Below are 15,926 nucleotides of genomic sequence, written 5' to 3'. Positions count from 1 at the left end.
ACCTCAGGGTGCCGTTTTTTTTTGCTGCTTACATCAGCCAGCGCGGCAGGCGAATGGTCAGCTCCAGCCCGCCCTGCTCCGCATTCACCGCCTGCACTTCACCATGATGCGCCAGCACCACTTTACGCACGATTGACAGGCCCAGGCCGTAGCCTTTGCCCATCAGCGGAGAATTAACGCGCACAAAGGGGTCAAAAATACTGGAAAGTTTATCTGCATCGACGCCTGGCCCTTGATCGCTGACGCAAATGGTCAGCCAGCTGCTCTCCTGCTTCAGGCTGACAGTAACTTGCTGCCCCTGCTGCGAAAAACGCAGTGCGTTTCGCACCACATTTTCGACCGCCCGGCGGATCAGTTCAGCATTGCCTTTCACGGTATAGTCGGCGTCCTGACTGGCTTTCAGAACAATCTCTACCCCTGGCACCTGCGCCTCAAAGCGCGCATCGTTAACCACCGCTTCCAGCAAGCCCGACAGATCGAAATATTGCTCATCCGGCATCGTTTCATTTTCGGCACGCGATAAAGTCAGCAGCTCGCCAATCATCTTATCCAGCCGACGTGCTTCCTCGTCGATGCGATCAAGCGAGCTGTTAACCGAAGCGGGGGTCTGACGCGCCAGACCGGTCGCCAGTTGCAGACGTGCCAGCGGTGAGCGCAGTTCATGGGAAACATCATGCAGCAGCTCTTCACGCGCACGCACCAATACTGACAGGCGTTCGACCATTGCATCAAAATCACTCGCTACCATTGACAGTTCATCACGGCGGCGGCGCATCGTCGGAAACAGTCGCACCGATAAATCGCCGTTCGAGACGTTGGCAAAACCTTCGCGCAACTGGCGCATCGGGCGCGTCAGATTCCAGGCCAGCAACAAACTGAACAGCAGACCCACGGCACCGGCAATGATAAACATCGGCTCAGGGATATTGAGGAAGCTGCGCGGATGCCCCATTCTGCTGTCTTCACGCAGCCCTTTGACGTCATAGCGCAGCTGATATTGCTGACCATCAGCGCCGGTAACCCATTCAATCACTTCACTGGGGAACTCACCGGGCGGTAAGACGCGATCAAGGTCGCGGCGCGGCTTCTCCTGCGGTGGCATCGGCATCGCCACCACAGAGAAAAAGCGTCTGTCGCCCGGCGACCAGTCGGCCATCATATCATTCAGCGCCGACAGGCCACCGCGCTGCAACACCGACACTGCCGAGGTCATTTGCAGGTTAACGATGCGGCGGACGGTGATATTTTCCGGTGGCTCATGATGCTTACCGTTAAGCGAAAAACCCAGCCATAACAGCTGGCCTATTAGCAGAAACACCAGCCAGAAACCAAACAGAATTTTCCAGAACAGGCGACCACGAAAACGGCTGTTCATCGAATACGGTAGCCGATGCTGCGCACCGTCTCAATATTGATGGTATCGCCCGTCAGCTGCGACAGCTTCTGGCGGATATTGCTGATATGAACATCGACGCTGCGGTCGTAGGCTTCACGTGGACGGCCTAAGCCTTTTTCCGACAGCTCATCTTTAGATACCACGCGGTCAGGCGAACGCAGTAGCAGATCGAGCAAGTTAAACTCCGAGGCAGTCAGATCAAACGGCTGTTTTTTCCACTCGCTGATGCGGGTTGCCGGATTTAGCACCAGCTCTCCCCAGCTAATCAGATCTTTTTTCTCGGCTACCGGCGTCTGCTCTTCGAAACGGCGCAATACCGCGCGCAGACGCGCCACCAGCTCACGCGGGTAGCATGGCTTGGGCATATAATCATCGGCTCCCATCTCCAGACCAATCACGCGATCGATATTGTCGCCTTTGGCCGTCAGCATGATTACCGGTATACGGCTGTTTTGCCGCACCTGACGCAGCACATCGATACCACTCATATCCGGCAGCATAATATCAAGGATCATCGCGGTGTAATCACCGGATAGCGCCCCTTCCACCCCGGCTCTGCCGGTCAGCACCAGCGAGGCATCAAAACCTTCACCAATCAGGTATTGGCTGAGCATGGTGCCTAATTCAACATCATCATCGACTAATAAAATTTTCATGCGGGCTATCCTGGTCATCGTTGGCGCTATTTTCACCTTTACCAAAGGCTTTGGCAGCTGATTTTACTCAATCCTTACAGTCAATCAGCGCACACTTGTCGCGTGGTTTAGCTTTATTGGCGTAAAATTTTACGTTATATCTGTCCCTAAAGGGTTTTAAGGATTTTTTTGCTATGGAATTACGCCGTTCACCAGGCCGTCGTTGGATAATCATTATCGTACTTATTGTGGCCGTTGCCGCAATTATTGGCTGGATGACCCTGCATCAGGGCCAGCAGAAAGCCGATTATATAACCGCCGTTGCCGAGCAACGCGATCTACAGCAAACCGTGCTGGCGGACGGAAAAATCACCGCCAGTAAACAAGTCAGCGTGGGTGCGCAGGCTTCCGGCCAGATAAAGTCGCTGCTGGTGTCGCTGGGTGACACGATCAAACAGGGCCAGCTGATTGCTGAAATCGACAGCATGACGCAACAAAATGAGCTGAAAAACGCGCAGGCGGCGCTGAAAAATATCGAGGCACAGCGCGCGTCAAAACAGGCGATTCTGACGAATTATCAGGCAACCTTCTTACGCCAGAAAGCGATGCTGGCAAAAAACCTGACGGCAAAATCTGACTATGATGCCGCGCTGGCTAACCTTAACAGCACCGAAGCCGATATTCAGGCGCTGGATGCACAAATTGTGCAGTCGCAGATTCAGGCCAATAATGCTCAGGTCAACCTCGGTTACACCAAAATTTCCTCGCCAATCGACGGCACCGTGGTGTCGATTCCGGTAGAGGAAGGACAGACGGTTAACGCCGTGCAGAGTGCGCCGACCATCATTAAAGTGGCGAATCTCAATACCATGACGGTAAAAGCACAGATCTCAGAAGCTGACGTGGTGAGCGTAAAACCGGGCATGAAAGTGTGGTTTACCATCCTCGGCCAGCCGAATAAACGCTACAACGCCACGCTGCGCGCCATTGAACCTGCGCCCGACTCAATTAATACCGACAGCAGCCTCTCCAGCTCCAGCTCTGACAGCTCATCTTCAACCACCGAAGCGATTTATTACTATGGGCTGTTTGATGTCGATAATCCGGGGCAAGTATTACGTATCTCAATGACGGCAGAAGTGCATATTGTGGTCAGCGATCAACCTGATGCCATAGTTATCCCTTCCACCGCGCTGGATACCGTTAACGGTAAAAACACCGTGCAGGTGGTGGACGGGCAACAGAAAGTCAGCCGTCGTGAGGTTGAAGTCGGGATTAATAACAATATCGAAGCGCAGATTATCAGCGGCCTGAAAGCCGGCGAACGCGTAATTATCAGCCAGGGAGCCGCGCAGGACAGTTCACACGGCTCGCCGGTGGGGACGTAATAGATGGCGCTTTTGCAGCTTAATCAAATTAATCGCGAGTTTATCAGCGGCGAGCAGCGCATCCGCGTACTGAAAGATATCAATCTGTCGGTTGAGGCTGGCGAGTTCGTGGCGATTGTCGGTGCCTCAGGCTCCGGTAAATCGACACTGATGAACCTGCTGGGCTGCCTAGATAAACCGAGCAGCGGCGATTATCAGGTTGCCGGTAAATCGACAGTTAAGCTGGAAAGTGATGCGCTGGCCGAACTGCGGCGCGAGCATTTTGGCTTTATCTTTCAGCGCTATCATCTGCTGGGCGATCTCAGCGCGCTGGGCAATGCCGAGATCCCGGCGATTTATGCCGGTAAGAGCCACACTGAACGCCGTGAGCGCGCCACTGCGCTGTTAACACGCCTCGGGCTGGGTGAACGTCTGCACTATCGTCCGGGTCAGCTTTCTGGCGGTCAGCAGCAGCGAGTCAGTATTGCTCGTGCGCTGATGAACGGCGGCGAAGTAATCCTTGCCGATGAGCCAACCGGCGCACTGGACAGCCACAGCGGTGAGGAAGTACTGACTATTCTGCGCGACCTGCATCAGCAGGGGCATACCGTGGTGATTGTGACCCACGATATGCGTATCGCACAAAATGCCGACCGCATTATTGAAATTCATGACGGCGAAATCATTGCTGATACCTGTAGCCAGAGCAGCCGGACGCATGCGCGCCTGCCCCAACCAGCACGTCATTCTGCCCAGCCGTGGCGCGCACTGCGCGACCGTCTGAGCGAAGCGTTTAAAATGGCGCTGGTGTCGATGATGGCGCAACGACTGCGCACTTTCCTCACCATGCTGGGTATTATTATCGGTATCGCGTCGGTGGTATCGGTGGTGGCGCTGGGCAAAGGCTCACAGCAAAAAATCCTGGCCGATATCAGCGCGATGGGGACCAGTACGCTGGACGTTTATCCGGGTGCGGATTTCGGCGATATGAACTCCGCGCGCATCCAGACGCTGCGCCCCAGTGATGCCGATGCGCTGGCACAACAGCCCTATGTGCATAGCGTTACGCCAACCATTACCAACAGCACCACGCTAAAATACCGTAATCAGGCGTTAACCGTGACCGTCAATGGTGTCGGCGAGCAATTTTTTACCGTCCGCGGCTACACCCTTTCGCAGGGGATGGCGTTTAATCGCGCCAGTGTTGATGCGGTTGCTCAGGAAGCGGTGATTGATGAAAACACCCTGAAAAAACTGTTTCCGCAGAATCAGAATCCGATTGGTCAGGTGATTATGCTCGGCAATATGCCGGTACGCATCGTCGGCGTGGCTACCCGCCAGAGTAGCTTCGGCAGCGACAGTAGTCTGAATATCTGGGTGCCTTACACCACCGCGATGAAACGGATGATTGGTAAAACCTTTCTTAGCGGCATCACGGTGCGAATAAAAGATGATATTGATCTTAACCTCGCCGAACAGGCCGTGACTAAACTGTTGCAGCAGCGCCACGGCAGCAAAGATTTCTTTATCTTCAATACCGACACGATCCGCAACGCGATTGAAAGCACCACCAATACCATGACATTACTGGTCGCGGCTATTGCGCTGATTTCACTGCTGGTTGGCGGTATCGGGGTGATGAATATTATGCTGGTGTCGGTAACGGAAAGAACGCGTGAAATTGGCGTGCGTATGGCGGTGGGGGCGCGCGCCAGCGATATTATGCAGCAGTTCCTGATAGAAGCGGTGCTGGTCTGCCTGACGGGCGGCATCCTCGGCGTGTTGCTGGCGCTGGTGCCAGGTATTTTATTGGGGCAAACCAGCACTCACTTCGCGATGATCTATTCACCCTTCTCGATCATCGCGGCGTTTGTCTGCTCAAGTATGATGGGCGTACTGTTTGGCTTCTTCCCGGCACGTCGCGCGGCGCGGATGGACCCGATTCATGCCCTGGAACGTGAATAACAAGCAGGTATCGCAGGGGGCCGCCTGTGCCGAAAACGGCTCCCCTGTCATTCGTGATGCACACCGGTCGATAAATAGCGGTCGCCGCGATCGCAGATAATCGCCACCACCACACTGCCAGGCTGCTCCGTGGCAATACGTAACGCGCCGGCTACGGCACCACCAGAGCTGACGCCGCAAAACACCCCTTCACGCTGAGCCAGCAGGCGCATAGTCTGCTCGGCATCCTGCTGATTAATATCCATCACCTGATCCACCAGTTCCGGGCGATAGATGCCTGGCAGATACGCTTGCGGCCAGCGACGAATGCCCGGAATCGCGCTGCCCTCTTCCGGCTGCAAACCGACGATTTTCACGTCGCGACTCTGCTCTCGCAGAAAACGCCCGACGCCGGTAATCGTGCCGGTGGTGCCCATGCTGGAAACAAAGTGCGTCAGACGCCCAGCGGTCTGTTGCCAGATCTCCGGCCCGGTGGTGCGGTAATGGGCCAGCGGATTATCCGGGTTATTAAACTGATCCAGCACCTTGCCTTCGCCGCCGGTAGCCATCGCCTGCGCCAGATCACGCGCACCTTCCATGCCCAGCACGCGGCTGACCAGAATCAGTTCGGCGCCATAGGCTTGCATCGCCGCCTGACGTTCAATGCTCATATTGTCCGGCATCAGCAACTTCAGCCGATAGCCTTTCATTGCCGCAATCATCGCCAGCGCGATACCGGTATTCCCACTGGTGGCCTCAATCAGCACGTCGCCTGGCTGGATTTCACCACGCTGCTCCGCTTGCTGAATCATCCACAACGCCGCGCGATCCTTGACTGAACCGGCCGGATTATTGCCTTCCAGCTTTAGCCAGATTTCACTGCCGTTGTCCGGCGTCAGGCGTTGTAATTTAATCAGCGGCGTATTACCGATGGTCTGTTCGAGAGTGGTCACTGTATGTTCCTGACGGCAAATAGACAAAGAAAGAGGCGGGAAAAATCCCGCCTCTGACAAGTTATGAGATATGCAGAGAAAATATCAGGCGCTTTCGGCTAAGGCAACCGCGCGTAATGGAACATCGCCGTTATACAGGCGTGCCTGTTGTAAACCGACAAATAAGCGCTCTCCGCGTACCGGTGCCACACTGTCACCTTCCAGCACCAGCGTAATGGGCTCATCATGCCAGCCAGCCGGTTGAGCCACCAACTGCCAGTAATGACCACGTGGGCTGACTTCCAGAATCTGAACCGGCAATGGGGTTTCCAGGCTGCTCTGACGGCTGACGTCAATTTCCCACGGGCGCAGGAATAGCTCCACCTTACCCTGATGGGCTGGCGCATAGCCCAGCGGCCAGTGATGCGCGCCAACATGGAATTGCGAACCGTGGATTTCACCGTCAAAGCGGTTCACTTCACCGAGGAATTCCAGCACAAAACGGGTCGCCGGATCGCGCCAGACTTCATCCGGCGTGCCAACCTGTTCGATATTCCCCTGGCTCATCACCACCACCCGATCAGCCACTTCCATCGCTTCTTCCTGATCGTGGGTAACAAATACACTGGTGAATTTCAGTTCTTCATGCAGCTGACGCAGCCAGCGGCGCAGCTCTTTACGCACCTGAGCATCCAGCGCACCAAAGGGTTCATCCAGCAGCAAAATCTGCGGTTCAACCGCCAGCGCACGCGCCAGCGCCACACGCTGTTTCTGACCACCGGATAACTGTGCCGGGTAGCGATTCGCCAGGTGGCCTAACTGCACCATCTCCAGCAGTTTGGTGACTTTCTGCTTAATTGCGGCGGCAGAAGGACGCTCGCGACGCGGGAGCACCGTCAGACCAAACGCAATATTGTCGAAAACCGTCATATGGCGGAACAGCGCATAGTGCTGGAAAACAAAACCAACCTGACGATCGCGCGCATGCAAACGGGTGACGTCTTTGCCATGGAAACTCAGCTGACCGCTGTTCTGATGTTCCAGACCGGCAATAATGCGCAGCAGTGTGGTTTTACCGGAGCCTGATGGCCCCAGCAGCGCCACCATTTGGCCAGAAGGGATATCCAGCGAGATGTCATTCAGCACCTTAGTGCGACCAAACGATTTATTGATGTAATTAATCTCAATGCTCATGATTTCCCTCCTGTTGCAAACGCTTCTGCTGGTTCTCTAATCGCCATTGCAGTGCGCTCTTCAGAAACAGTGTCACTATCGCCATCAGGGTCAGCAACGCGGCGGCGGTAAACGCGCCGACACTGTTGTAATCCTGATGCAGTAATTCAACTTGTAATGGCAGCGTATAGGTTTCGCCGCGAATCGATCCCGATACCACCGAGACCGCACCAAATTCACCAATCGCACGGGCATTGGTCAGCACGATACCGTATAGCAACGCCCAACGGATATTCGGCAGCGTTACGCGGCGGAACATCTGCCAGCCGGATGCGCCTAACAGCACCGCAGCTTCATCTTCGTGGCTGCCCTGGCTCAGCATCACCGGCACCAGTTCACGCACCACAAACGGACAGGTGACAAACACCGTCACCATGACCATACCCGGCCACGAGAACATCAGCTGAATATTGTGCGCATCCAGCCAGCCGCCAACCGGGCCATTAGTGCCGTAAAACAGCAGATAAATCAGACCGGCAACCACCGGTGAAACCGCAAACGGCACGTCAAACAGCGTTAACAGCAGCTGACGCCCTGGAAAAGTAAAGCGCGTCACCAACCATGCCAGCAGCGTACCGAACACCAGGTTAACCGGTACGGTAATCAACGCCACCATCACCGTCAGCCAGATGGAGTGCAGCATATCCGGGTCTTGCAGATTGCTGAATACCGCACCCATCCCCTGAGCAAAAGCTTCAGCGAAGATGGCGATCAGCGGGACCACCAGCAAAAACAGCGAAATCAGCATGCCGAGGCCAATCAGAATCCATTTACCCCAGTTAAAACGCGGACGCACCGCGCCCTTAAACTCAGAGACATCAGCCATTAATGACCTCCCAGACGACGGCCAAAGCGGCTCTGCAAGGTATTAATGCTAAACAGCAGCAGCAACGATGCCGCCAGAATCACTGACGCAATCGCACTGGCCGCCGGATAATCAAATTCCTGCAGGCGAACAAAAATCATCAGCGAGGTCACTTCGGTTTTCCACGCGATATTACCGGCGATGAAAATCACCGCACCAAATTCACCGAGGCTGCGGGTAAACGACAATGCTGTACCGGCCAGCAGCGCCGGTGCCACTTCCGGCAGCACCACGCGACGGAAGCTCTGCCACGGCGTCGCGCCCAGCGTCTGCGCGGCTTCTTCATACTCCGGCCCTAACTCTTCCAGTACCGGCTGAACGGTGCGAACCACAAACGGTATGCTGGTAAACGCCATTGCCACCGCGATACCGAGCCAGGTGTAAGAAACCTTGATGTCATACTGTGCCAGCCATTCGCCATACCAGCCGTTAACTGAAAACAGCCCGGCGAGGGTTAAACCCGCGACGGCGGTCGGCAATGCAAAAGGCAGATCCATCAGCCCATCAAGAATACTGCGCCCTGGAAAGCGATAGCGGGTTAAAATCCATGCCATCAGCATGCCAAACAGCGCATTAAAAATAGAGGCCACGCCCGCTGACAGCAGAGTCACTTTATAGGCTGCCACCACTTGCTCGTTGGTGATCACTTCCCAGTACTGCGCCAGCGTCATTTGTGACAACTGCATTAACAACGCACTCAGCGGTAGCAACAACACCAGACAGGTGAAAAACAGGCTACTGCCAAGACTGATACCAAAACCGGGCAGCACCCGTTTACTGCTTGCTGCAAACATTAACCCCGCCCCGCCGCTAACAACTTATCTAACTCGCCACCGCTGGCGAAATGGGTTTTCATCACTTGCTCCCAACTGCCGAAAGCGTCTTCCACCCGGAACAGTGCCGTGGCCGGGAAGCGCGCCTTTTGTTGCGCCATCAGTTCAGGATTATTCACGCGGTAGTAGAACTGCGTGATGATCTGCTGTGCCTGTGGCGTATAGAGATAGTTCAGGTAATTTTTGGCAGCTTCAGTGGTGTTATTGGCGGCGATATTTTTATCGACCCATGCCACCGGAAACTCGGCCAGAATATTGGTTTTTGGAATGATCACTTCGTAGTCATCTTTGCCGTACTGATTACGAATGTTATTCACTTCCGATTCAAAACTGATCAGCACATCACCCAGTCCACGTTCGACAAAGGTGGTGGTCGCGCCACGTCCGCCGGTATCAAAGACTTCGACGTTTTTCAGGAATTGGGTCATAAACTGCCGGGTTTTGGCCTGGTCTTTGCCATCCGCCTGATCCGCCGCACCCCATGCCGCCAGATAAGTGTAACGCGCATTACCCGACGTTTTTGGATTCGGGAAAATCAGCTTTACATCGTCGCGAACCAGGTCACTCCAGTCATGAATGTTTTTTGGATTGCCCTTACGCACCAAAAAGCCCATGGTGGAATAGAATGGCGAACTGTTGTTCGGCAGGCGCTGCTGCCAGTCCGCTGCAATGAGCTTGCCGCGATCGTGCAAAATCTGCACGTCAGTCACCTGGTTGTAGGTGACGACATCCGCTTTCAGACCCTGTAAAATGGCCAGTGCCTGTTTGGATGAACCTGCATGAGACTGTTTAATAGTGAGCTTGTCACCCGGATGCTGCTCGGCCCACTGCTTTTCGAAAGGCGCGTTCAGCGCGACAAACAGCTCGCGTGAGACGTCGTAAGAGCTATTCAGCAGCTCAGTCGCCTGCGCACTACCTGCCAGCAGCAAAGAGAATGCTGCACCGCTTATGAATTTTTTCACCCTCGGAGAATTCATTTCGCACCCTGATTTCCGGAATCGGCCCATGCCACCCTATCCTGTCAGTGTATTTATAACCCGACTAAAAGCTGTAACGGTTTTATATACCGTTTGGTGATTTGGAAGTCGAAAAAGCTATAAGCCCACTGGAAAGGTTATGCGCATGATGGGAATGGGTATCTGTTATAGCACCGCCCTGCTTTAAGCCTCACACTTTTTTGAACCATTCGTTTCATATGAAAAAAAATGAAATTTTATGTACAAAATCATTTGCCGGGACACCCCAGCGCTGTATATAATTTAATCAACCCGGTCGGGGGATTTAAATTATCAGGCGAACTTATTCCAGCGAAAGATCTCGCTGCGACACAAATTGCACAAGGAGAATAGCGATGCTACGTGCAAAATATCTATCATTTGTTGCTCTCTTAATTATCAGCGGCAATAGCTGGGCAGGGAGTTCTGAAACATCCTGCTTAAGTCCGGATAGCGACTATTCACATCTATTATCCTGCTATCGTCAAAAATTGCTTTCTCTGCCCTTAACATATAACTTTATTAATAAGCAAAACTTACCTGAAGTTGAGCTGCGGCATTACGAATTAATTTCGCAAAACTGGCCCGAAAAAAAATCCATCTGGTTACAATGGCAGCATAAAGTCGATATCTATATTCCTGAAAAGCCGCTCGCTAAACGCGCGCTGATTTTTATTAATAACGGCATTAACCGTAATATCGAAGGTAGACTCGCGGAATTGCCTTCAGATATGAGTCAGCAGTCACTGGCATCTGTCGCCCGACTCACCCGAACCATTGTGGTTTCCGTCAGTAACATTCCCAATCAGTATCTGACTTTGGCCGGAGAAAGTATTCTCCGTAAGGAGGATGATGCTGTGGCTTACAGCTGGTCACTGTTTCTGCAGGATCCAGCTAAAAATGCAGAAATCCCGTTACACATTCCAATGGCCGCTGCTGTTTCTCAGGCGATGTCGCTCGCAGAGCGAGAGTTAACCGACTGGAAAGTTGACCGATTTGTGGTGAGCGGCGTGTCAAAACGCGGCTGGACATCCTGGCTGACGCTGGTCTCCGACCCGCGCGTGGATGCCATCGTGCCGTTTGTTTTTGACTTACCGGGTATCCGCCTGGCACTAACCCATATGTATCGCTCGTATGGTAATAACTGGCCAGTCGCTTTTTATCCTTATTATATGCAGAATATTGATACGCAAATTGAAAGCAACGGATTTACCAGACTGCTGAGCATGATTGATCCGCTGCAATATAAAGATACCCCTTATCACTCCCGGCTGTCAGTACCCAAATATATGATTAATGCCAGCGGTGATGATTTTTATGTCCCGGACAATACGCGTTATTACTATGACCAACTGGCAGGCGTTAAATCACTGCGCGTCGTTGCTAACAGTGGCCATTACGATATTATAAAGTATGCCGAGTCGTCGCTGGTGCCATTTATCAATCGTCTGCAACAGGATAAAATTCTGCCAGTGATAAAAACTGTGCACCAACAACAAAACCTGTCGTTCTCTTTTTCCGAACCACCGAAAATGATTAAACGCTGGAGCGCCATAAATAAGCAGGCGCGCGATTTTCGCTACGCCTGTGGCATTCGTTATACCGCTACCACTATTCCGGTAAGCAATAATATTGATATCACACTGGATACGCCGCAACAGGGATGGCAGGCCAGCTATATTGAAGCAACCTTCAGTGATGGCTATGTGGCAACGTCACAGGTCTATATTACGCCCGACGGCAAATATCCGGTTACCGCACCGCCGGTGGTGGGTGAGGCATGCAAAACATTGCCCGGACGCGGGCTGGGTGCAGGTTAAGGTCATTTGAACACGTCTGACGCCGCCCGTGCCGAAGTTTGGCACGATGCATATTTTTAACACGGGGGCCGAAAACGGCTCCCCTACGGTATTCGGTGAACCGGGTAAACAACCTGCACCAGACACTTAGGTGGTTATAACGGCGTATTATGTAGAGGCGGCGTTCTCGCCGCCCATGCCGAGTGATAGCACCAGACCTTATAACGCCATCAGTTGCTCAACTGAGGGAGCAAAGAAGTAGCTGCCGGTAACCGGTTTAGTAAATCGCAACATCGCATCGTACTTGCCGTCGGTTTCACCGAACATGCTCAGCAATTGCTGCTCAATATTATATAAGGTGGCACAGTAAGCGATAAAAAATAACCCGTTAGTGCCGCTGGCGCTGCCGTAAGGCAGGCTCTGGCGCAAGATTTTCAGCCCCTGACCATCCTCTTTTAAATCCACCCGACTCACGTGCGACGTGACCGGTCGTGTCTCGCTGTCCAGCTCTTCATTGCTGACTTTGGTACGCCCCATTACCTGCTCTTGCTTACTGACGTCCAGCCGTTGCCACTGCTTCAGATTATGCTGCCAGCGCTGAGTCAACACATAGCTGCCACCCGCGTCTTCACCGTCGGCAATAATCGCTACCTGCTGGCGCTTCTCGCCCTGCGGGTTTTCGGTTCCGTCAACAAATCCGGAAAGATCACGCTCTTCGACCCAGCGGAAACCATGAGTCTCGTCTTCAACGGTGATGGCATCACCAAATGAGGCCAGTGCTGCCTGCGCCACGCTGAAATTAACATCATGGCGTAGCGACTGGATATGAATCAGCAGATCACGCTGGGTAGCGGGGGCAATGCCTTTGCCAAGCGGCTGAAAGTCTTTTAACTGCGCTGCGCCCTGACCGCCGCTCAGATCGCGCCACAGGGTATTACCAAAGGCGATAACCGCACCGAGGCCGGCATCCGGGAAGGTTTGCTGTAGCTCAGTCAGCTGTTGCAGGAACTGTTTGCTGCCACTGGCGATAGCCGCGATATCACCTTGCGCGCTGGCTTCAAGATAAATCGCAAAACGGCGATGCTCCAATAAAATGCCGCTCTGAAACTGAGACATGCTAATGCTCTCCTGCAATATGATGCTTACCGACGGAATGTGGCGCTTATCATACCCGATGTTTCAGGCGGCATCTTGCGTCATGGCAAAATAACCGTGGAATCAATACGTCATTAACGACGCCAGATGATTTTACTCAGCGTCCAGTTTTTCAGCGTGTCATCGGACGGCATTAAACCTTCCGGACCATGCCAGTCGCCGCTGTAGACATAGCTGATATGCTGGCTGTTTGGCACTTTACACTCCACAGCGTTGTTTTCAGTGGTTTCCGCTTTCTGACAGGCACCAAACGCTTTGCTGTAAAGATCGCTGAATTTGTTGCCAATTTTGCTGCCATCCGCGCTGGCAATGGCTTCATCCATCACTTCAATGCTGCTGACGGTACTCTGGCCGTTAATCACCAGCTTAACGTTGTCGTCATCCAGTGCCTGCCAGAATGAAACCACCTCACCGTTGCTGCTGCGCATGCCTTTACGCAAGGTGTAATCACCCTTAAGCCCTTTATCAATCGCCTGTTCGGTCATGGCGGTGCTACCGTTAATGCCGCCGACACCTTGCTCACTCACTTCCAGCGAAGAACCAAACCAGTTAAACGGTGACAAGCTTGACCAGGAAACGCCGGAGAACGGGTTCCACCAGCTGGAATCAGACGACGAGCCGGAGCCAGAACTGGCACAGCCGGATAACACTAATGCGGCGATGATCAACGCCGGGCGAACAGATTTCATTGCAACTCCTGTAGTCAACACGTTATGCGTGTGAGTCAGCTTTGAGTGCTGAATAACGAAAAAGTTTTATTCCGCCGCGTTTAGCTGCGGGTTAAAGCAGTTAAGCAGCCGCTGGCTCAGCACCAAATAGCCCAGCGCCAGTAAATCAAACAGCGACAACAGCACCACCAGCAGCGACAGTTGCTCATCGCCCTGCCATAGCGTCAGACCCTGCATCAGCATCATCGCCAATAGCGCACCACATAATACCCAGCGCCAGGCTTGCCAGAGTCGTGGCAGCCGCTGACGATAACCCGTAAGCAGCAGACCCAGCGCCGCCGGTATGCCCAGCGCCATGCCGATCCAGAATGCCCGGGTGTCAGGATAAAACAGCTCCAACAGGTCGCTGCCCTGCTCGCGCGAGGCACCGGCCATGACAAATAACAGCCAGGTACGCGCCTGTAACAGCAGAATAAACCAGAAGGTAAAAGGCAGCCGCAACTGGCCTTTATGATCGTAATCGTCGGGGGAAATCATAGACAGGCGGAAACCGTTGTTAAGGTCAAAATGGGCGAGAGCACTCGCCCGCAGGCAGCCTAATATTCACGGTCTTCAATCAGACGCTTGCCGAGGCACACAGAATCCTGCATTTCGTAATCGAGCTTTTCATAAAAGCCGATCACCGCATCGTTCTCTTCACGCACCATCAGATTGATTTTCGGGCAGCCGCGCGCGATCAGCTTTTTTTCCAGCCGGTTAATCAGCGCATTAGCGAAACCACGACCACGATAGTCAGGGTGGACGCCAAGATAGTAAGCCGAGCCGCGATGACCATCGTAACCGCCCATTAGCGTGCCGACGACTTCGCCGCCAACCACCGCCACCAGAAACAGGTCGGCGTCATGATTCAGTTTACGTTCAATATCCATCTCAGGATCGTTCCACGGACGTAACAGGTCACAACGTTCCCAGAGAGTGATCACTTCTTCAAAATCTTCCTGGCGGAATACGCGGATTTCCATGAAATTTACTCAGATGTTTAGCAGAATTTGCTGATTATCACGCTTTCTTTTACCGGTGCAAGCTTCGAATCTGTTTCCGGAGAAAAAAAAGCGTTTTTGCTTTGTCAGCTTGCTGAAATAAATAGTAAAACGCTGAAATAGTTCCGGGGTCGCCTGCGCGCGATTGTTACGATATAACAATACGTTTTTACGCCGAGCGGAACCGATATGATGAAGATGACGCAATTGACCCCACTGGCATCACGCCGCCAGCTGCTGCTTTCCGGCCTGGCGCTGGCGTTATTGCCAGTGAAACCGCTACAGGCGAAAACTGAGGACGCGACGCTGAAAGTCGCCTCACGCCAGAGCAAACCCGCTCCGCCGCCCGGCAATGGTAAAAAGATCGTAATGATCGATCCGGGTCACGGCGGCATTGATTCCGGTGCCATCGGCCATGAAGGCTCGGAAGAGAAACATATCGTGCTGGAGATCGCCAATTATATTCGCCATAAACTCAGCAGTCATAAGGGTATTGAAGTGCGCCTGACGCGCGAAAGCGATCATTTTATCCCGTTGTTTCAGCGCGTTGAAATCGCCCACCAGCATGGTGCCAGTTTGTTTATGTCGATTCATGCGGACGGTTTCACCAGCCCGGATGCTAATGGCGCATCGGTGTTTGCACTGTCAAATCGCGGTGCCAGCAGCGCGATGGCACGCTATCTGTCGGACAAAGAGAACGCCGCTGACGAGGCTGGCGGCGTAAAAGCTGCGGAGAAAGATCACTATCTGCAACAGGTGCTGTTCGATCTGGTGCAGACCGATACGATTAAAAACAGTCTGACCCTCGGCAAACATGTGCTGAATCAGATCCGCCCGGTGCACCATCTGCACAGTCAGCATACCGAACAGGCGGCGTTTGCGGTGCTGAAATCACCGTCAATTCCTTCCGTACTGATCGAAACCTCGTTTATCACTAATCCGGCCGAAGAGCGGCTGTTGGGCACCACCGCCTTTCGTCAGAAGATTGCCGGAGCCATCGTTGACGGCATTGTCAGCTACTTTGATGAGTTTGATCGTCACAATCGTCGTCCGGGTTAGGTATA

The 15,926-nt window shown here is 53.4% G+C and carries 15 protein-coding genes; 4 read left to right on the top strand and 11 right to left on the bottom strand.

The features are described from left to right. Positions 1-28: 28 nt before the first annotated feature. Positions 29-1,375, bottom strand: coding sequence for an ATP-binding protein (locus tag NG42_RS01520; RefSeq protein WP_052897064.1), 1,347 nt, complete (start codon positions 1,373-1,375; stop codon positions 29-31). Then, positions 1,372-2,052 (bottom strand): response regulator transcription factor, encoded by a 681-nt coding sequence (locus NG42_RS01515; protein ID WP_052897062.1) that lies wholly within the window; start codon positions 2,050-2,052, stop codon positions 1,372-1,374. Before NG42_RS01515 ends, NG42_RS01520 begins: the two co-directional genes overlap by 4 nt. 173 nt (positions 2,053-2,225) lie before the next feature. Here NG42_RS01515 and NG42_RS01510 point away from each other — a divergent pair, with 173 nt between their 5' ends. Both NG42_RS01510 and NG42_RS01505 read left to right on the top strand, forming a co-directional pair. Next, entirely contained in the window at positions 2,226-3,419 is a 1,194-nt protein-coding gene (locus NG42_RS01510) for an efflux RND transporter periplasmic adaptor subunit (protein ID WP_052897060.1), read from the top strand. 3 nt (positions 3,420-3,422) lie between these two features. After that, positions 3,423-5,363 (top strand): MacB family efflux pump subunit, encoded by a 1,941-nt coding sequence (locus NG42_RS01505; protein WP_052897058.1) that lies wholly within the window; start codon positions 3,423-3,425, stop codon positions 5,361-5,363. 47 nt (positions 5,364-5,410) lie between these two features. Here NG42_RS01505 and cysM read toward each other — a convergent pair whose 3' ends face one another. From cysM to NG42_RS01480, 5 genes are all read right to left on the bottom strand, one after another. Next, positions 5,411-6,295, bottom strand: coding sequence for a cysteine synthase CysM (gene cysM, locus NG42_RS01500; protein WP_052897056.1), 885 nt, complete (start codon positions 6,293-6,295; stop codon positions 5,411-5,413). Between the two features lie 84 nt (positions 6,296-6,379). Beyond that, positions 6,380-7,468, bottom strand: coding sequence for a sulfate/thiosulfate ABC transporter ATP-binding protein CysA (gene cysA, locus NG42_RS01495; protein ID WP_052897054.1), 1,089 nt, complete (start codon positions 7,466-7,468; stop codon positions 6,380-6,382). Next, positions 7,458-8,333, bottom strand: a complete 876-nt coding sequence (gene cysW, locus NG42_RS01490; protein ID WP_052897052.1) for a sulfate/thiosulfate ABC transporter permease CysW — start codon at positions 8,331-8,333, stop codon at positions 7,458-7,460. The genes cysA and cysW overlap by 11 nt, the downstream gene beginning before the upstream one ends. Beyond that, on the bottom strand, positions 8,333-9,166 hold the full coding sequence (cysT, locus tag NG42_RS01485) for a sulfate/thiosulfate ABC transporter permease CysT (RefSeq protein WP_052897050.1): 834 nt from the start codon (positions 9,164-9,166) through the stop codon (positions 8,333-8,335). Before cysT ends, cysW begins: the two co-directional genes overlap by 1 nt. Then, entirely contained in the window at positions 9,166-10,182 is a 1,017-nt protein-coding gene (locus NG42_RS01480; RefSeq protein WP_052897048.1) for a sulfate ABC transporter substrate-binding protein, read from the bottom strand. Before NG42_RS01480 ends, cysT begins: the two co-directional genes overlap by 1 nt. Positions 10,183-10,556: 374 nt before the next feature. Here NG42_RS01480 and NG42_RS01475 point away from each other — a divergent pair, with 374 nt between their 5' ends. Continuing rightward, complete coding sequence (locus tag NG42_RS01475) at positions 10,557-12,020, top strand: PhoPQ-activated pathogenicity-related family protein (RefSeq protein WP_053115860.1); 1,464 nt, start codon at positions 10,557-10,559, stop codon at positions 12,018-12,020. A 198-nt stretch (positions 12,021-12,218) separates the two neighbouring features. Here the strand turns inward: NG42_RS01475 and NG42_RS01470 are convergent, their stop codons facing one another. The 4 genes from NG42_RS01470 to NG42_RS01455 form a co-directional block, all read right to left on the bottom strand. Then, positions 12,219-13,115, bottom strand: coding sequence for a Dyp-type peroxidase (locus NG42_RS01470; RefSeq protein WP_052897046.1), 897 nt, complete (start codon positions 13,113-13,115; stop codon positions 12,219-12,221). Between the two features lie 113 nt (positions 13,116-13,228). Then, a complete protein-coding gene (locus tag NG42_RS01465; RefSeq protein WP_052897044.1) occupies positions 13,229-13,843 on the bottom strand; it encodes an RpoE-regulated lipoprotein in 615 nt (204 codons plus the stop codon). Positions 13,844-13,909: 66 nt separating this feature from the next. Then, on the bottom strand, positions 13,910-14,359 hold the full coding sequence (locus NG42_RS01460; RefSeq protein WP_052897042.1) for a DUF2919 domain-containing protein: 450 nt from the start codon (positions 14,357-14,359) through the stop codon (positions 13,910-13,912). Between the two features lie 59 nt (positions 14,360-14,418). Continuing rightward, entirely contained in the window at positions 14,419-14,844 is a 426-nt protein-coding gene (locus tag NG42_RS01455) for a GNAT family acetyltransferase (protein WP_052897040.1), read from the bottom strand. Between the two features lie 207 nt (positions 14,845-15,051). On the opposite strand from NG42_RS01455, the gene amiA reads away from it, so the two are divergent. Continuing rightward, on the top strand, positions 15,052-15,921 hold the full coding sequence (gene amiA / locus NG42_RS01450; protein ID WP_052897038.1) for an N-acetylmuramoyl-L-alanine amidase AmiA: 870 nt from the start codon (positions 15,052-15,054) through the stop codon (positions 15,919-15,921). Positions 15,922-15,926 lie beyond the last annotated feature (5 nt).

Source organism: Winslowiella iniecta, from assembly GCF_001267535.1.
Lineage (GTDB): Bacteria > Pseudomonadota > Gammaproteobacteria > Enterobacterales > Enterobacteriaceae > Erwinia > Erwinia iniecta.
This window is presented reverse-complemented; position numbering and strand designations above follow the sequence as displayed.

What these genes read in the sequence shown, in the direction of transcription:
- NG42_RS01475 (WP_053115860.1), top strand. Translation starts at nt 10,557, where the DNA reads ATGCTACGTGCAAAATATCTATCATTTGTTGCTCTCTTAATTATCAGC.
- cysT (WP_052897050.1), bottom strand. Translation starts at nt 9,166, where the DNA reads ATGTTTGCAGCAAGCAGTAAACGGGTGCTGCCCGGTTTTGGTATCAGT.
- NG42_RS01480 (WP_052897048.1), bottom strand. Translation starts at nt 10,182, where the DNA reads ATGAATTCTCCGAGGGTGAAAAAATTCATAAGCGGTGCAGCATTCTCT.
- NG42_RS01515 (WP_052897062.1), bottom strand. Translation starts at nt 2,052, where the DNA reads ATGAAAATTTTATTAGTCGATGATGATGTTGAATTAGGCACCATGCTC.
- NG42_RS01505 (WP_052897058.1), top strand. Translation starts at nt 3,423, where the DNA reads ATGGCGCTTTTGCAGCTTAATCAAATTAATCGCGAGTTTATCAGCGGC.
- NG42_RS01510 (WP_052897060.1), top strand. Translation starts at nt 2,226, where the DNA reads ATGGAATTACGCCGTTCACCAGGCCGTCGTTGGATAATCATTATCGTA.
- amiA (WP_052897038.1), top strand. Translation starts at nt 15,052, where the DNA reads ATGATGAAGATGACGCAATTGACCCCACTGGCATCACGCCGCCAGCTG.
- NG42_RS01455 (WP_052897040.1), bottom strand. Translation starts at nt 14,844, where the DNA reads ATGGAAATCCGCGTATTCCGCCAGGAAGATTTTGAAGAAGTGATCACT.
- NG42_RS01470 (WP_052897046.1), bottom strand. Translation starts at nt 13,115, where the DNA reads ATGTCTCAGTTTCAGAGCGGCATTTTATTGGAGCATCGCCGTTTTGCG.
- cysW (WP_052897052.1), bottom strand. Translation starts at nt 8,333, where the DNA reads ATGGCTGATGTCTCTGAGTTTAAGGGCGCGGTGCGTCCGCGTTTTAAC.
- NG42_RS01465 (WP_052897044.1), bottom strand. Translation starts at nt 13,843, where the DNA reads ATGAAATCTGTTCGCCCGGCGTTGATCATCGCCGCATTAGTGTTATCC.
- cysA (WP_052897054.1), bottom strand. Translation starts at nt 7,468, where the DNA reads ATGAGCATTGAGATTAATTACATCAATAAATCGTTTGGTCGCACTAAG.
- NG42_RS01460 (WP_052897042.1), bottom strand. Translation starts at nt 14,359, where the DNA reads ATGATTTCCCCCGACGATTACGATCATAAAGGCCAGTTGCGGCTGCCT.
- NG42_RS01520 (WP_052897064.1), bottom strand. Translation starts at nt 1,375, where the DNA reads ATGAACAGCCGTTTTCGTGGTCGCCTGTTCTGGAAAATTCTGTTTGGT.